General features: G+C 70.8%; 2 protein-coding genes and 1 tRNA gene. 2 read left to right on the top strand and 1 reads right to left on the bottom strand.

Going from position 1 to position 2,708, the window contains the following annotated elements:
- Positions 1-236 precede the first annotated feature (236 nt).
- Complete coding sequence (locus tag FMEAI12_RS32860) at positions 237-1,373, top strand: chorismate-binding protein (protein WP_198145367.1); 1,137 nt, start codon at positions 237-239, stop codon at positions 1,371-1,373.
- Between the two features lie 125 nt (positions 1,374-1,498).
- Here FMEAI12_RS32860 and FMEAI12_RS32855 read toward each other — a convergent pair whose 3' ends face one another.
- Positions 1,499-1,930 (bottom strand): SsgA family sporulation/cell division regulator, encoded by a 432-nt coding sequence (locus FMEAI12_RS32855; RefSeq protein ID WP_018500117.1) that lies wholly within the window; start codon positions 1,928-1,930, stop codon positions 1,499-1,501.
- Positions 1,931-2,470: 540 nt separating this feature from the next.
- On the opposite strand from FMEAI12_RS32855, the gene FMEAI12_RS32850 reads away from it, so the two are divergent.
- Positions 2,471-2,542: transfer RNA gene (locus FMEAI12_RS32850), tRNA-Val, on the top strand.
- Positions 2,543-2,708: the final 166 nt, after the last annotated feature.

The raw sequence follows: 2,708 nt of genomic DNA, 5'->3' as shown, positions 1-2,708 counted from the left end.
CCGGTGTGGGGGCGGACCTGGTGAGGGACGGCGCACAACGGGGGTAGGCAGAACAGGGGTGGTGGGACGGAGGCGCGTACACAGGGGCACAGGGCAAAACCTCCGCCGTCTCCGGGCGCCACGCGCACGGTGACCTGGGCGTGGGGTACGGCGACCACGGCGATACGGTGATCAGGATGACTGGGGCGAATGGGGGCACAACGCGCGGGGGCTCGACGGACAGGAGTGGCACAAAGGTGCGTCTACGAGCGACCGGCGGGCCCGTCGCGGCGCGGGTTCGCGGCCGGGAGTCCTATCTGCTGGCGGGCGGCAGGCTCGCCACCGGGGTCGTGGAAGTGCACGACGACCTCCGGGTGCTCGACCGCGGTGGCTTCTGGGGAGTCGTCGTCGACTTCGAGGGTCGTACCCGCTGCGTCCGGTTCAGGCACGTGCGCCCGGCGCCTGACGTCACGGCGCTCGCGGCCGGGCCGTGGCGCGGCCCCGCCCGGACGGACTGGGCGACGAGCATGGACGCCGCGGCCTACATCGCCGGCGTCCACGCGATCCGGTCCGAGATCGCCGCCGGCGAGGTCTACCAGGTGAACCTGTGCCGGCTGCTGTCCGCGCCCACCGTCCCCGGCCCCGCCGGCACGGACCTCGCCGCGCTGGCGACCGTCCTGGCCGCGGGCAACCCAGCCCCCTACTCGGTGGTGCTCGACGCCCCCGAGGCCGGCGTACGCATCGTCGGGGCCTCACCGGAGCTGTTCCTGTCGCGGGAGGGTGACCTCGTACGGTCCGGCCCGATCAAGGGCACCGGGCGCACGGTCGCCGACCTGCGGGACAAGGACGTCGCGGAGAACGTCATGATCGTCGACCTCGTTCGCAACGACCTGGGACGGGTCGCCCGGCCCGGCAGCGTCACGGTGCCCGCGCTGTGCGCGGTGGAACGGCATCCCGGCCTGGTTCACCTCGTGTCGACCGTGCAGGCCACGCTGGCGCCGGGTGTGGGGTGGGCCGAGCTGCTGGCCGCGACCTGCCCACCCGGCTCGGTGTCGGGAGCGCCCAAGTCGAGCGCGCTGCGGATCATCCGGGAGCTGGAGCCGGTGGCGCGCGGCCACTACTGCGGCGGCATCGGCTGGGTGGACGCCGACAGCGGACGCGGCTGGCTGTCGGTGGGAATCCGCACGTTCTGGCTCGCCGACGAGCGGATCTGGTTCGGGACAGGCGCCGGCATCACCTGGGGCAGCGACCCGGAGGCGGAATGGCGCGAGACCGAGCTGAAGGCGCACCGGCTGCTCGCCCTGGCCTCGTCACCAGGGCGGGACGGCCGGACCGGTCCCTCCATGCCGCCACGCGAGGCGGCCCGGACCCGGCGGATCGCGGCGGCCCGCTGACCGCGGACAGCAAAACGCCTGGTGGGGAAGTTCTCCCCACCAGGCGAATGATCGTGCGCCTGATCTGTGCCGGAAGTGCCCGCACCGGTTTGCCGGGGTCGGACACGGTGCCGACCCCGGTGAGATCACCGCTCGGGGCCGCCCCAGATCAGTAGGGCGAGTTCGGCATCCAGGTCGATGACGTCGCTCTCCCCGCCGAGCGGTACAGCGGAGTACGTGCGGCGGAGGAAGGCCAGCACCTCCGCGCGCGGCATCTCGAACAGAGCGTGACCGGATGGACTGGACAACGACAGGCAGACGATCCGCCCGCCCGACTGCGCGGCGGGCCAGACCTGGACATCGCCGTCGCCGGCTGGCCGGCGCACGCCGTCGCTCAGCAGCTGCCGGGCGAATGTCCATTCGACGACCTCGTCGGCGCCGGTACGGAAGCCGATGCTGACCGCATAAGGGTCAGCAGGCTCGTATCGGACGGTGGCGGCGACCGGAACCGGGGCGCCGCCGGGAACGACGAGCCGAAGGGCGAGTTCTGCGGTGATCGAATCGTGACGAATAGTCATCGGGCGGCCTCTCATGGTGCGTGGTGCGGGCGAGCACCCGTGTAACGAGATAGTTCCCTCTCTGAGTCCCGTTGGAAACAAGGTTATGCCAAGACAACATCCGTTACGGCGATTCGGGCGAGTTGCCCTACCCAGGAAGCCCGACCGAAGTCCTCCGAGAAGACCCGGCCGGCGCGGTATGCGCGGCCGTCGGCCTTACGTGGCCGGACGATCGCTGTCCGCGTTCGACTGAGGGTTCCCCCGAGCACAATGGCCGTTCTGCCGAGGCCGTGCCACTCACAGCCTTCCCTGTCCGGACCCGTCTCAACCACGGCGAGTCCCGGTCAACCCGGCGCTGTCCGGCCATCGGCCGGAGGGTTGACATGCCCGCATCCGTCCGGCGGCCACCCCCCGTCCGACACTCGGTCCCGTCCGTGTAAGCTGAGTCCAACCTCAGCGAGGACGCAACACATCCCAGCCGAGGGGCGGTTCCGGAAGGCCGTCCAGGCCTCGGAACACCCATACGGGTGCACCCGACCAGGCGTCCAACCAGGCCAAGTCGGGCGTATAGCTCAGTGGTAGAGCGCTGCCTTCACACGGCAGAGGTCCGTGGTTCGAAACCACGTACGCCCACGCGATCGGGCGCGGTCTGGTCGATCCCCCTTTGGGGGATCTTCCTGGGCTCCCGCGCGATGTCTTTCGGGGGGCCCAGCCCCCCGAACCCCCCAGGTGATGTGTCTGGGGGGTTCTTTGTTGTTTGGGGTGGCACTTTGGTGGGGGTTGCTCTCTGTGTGGCTGG

This window comes from Parafrankia sp. Ea1.12 (assembly GCF_900465275.1).
Classification (GTDB): Bacteria; Actinomycetota; Actinomycetes; order Frankiales; family Frankiaceae; genus Parafrankia; species Parafrankia soli.
Note: the sequence above shows the minus strand (reverse complement) of the source record. Positions and strands in the feature narration are given on the sequence as shown.

Bases quoted from the DNA above. Each gene is read 5' to 3' on its own strand.
- FMEAI12_RS32855 (WP_018500117.1), bottom strand. From the start codon at position 1,930: ATGACTATTCGTCACGATTCGATCACCGCAGAACTCGCCCTTCGGCTC.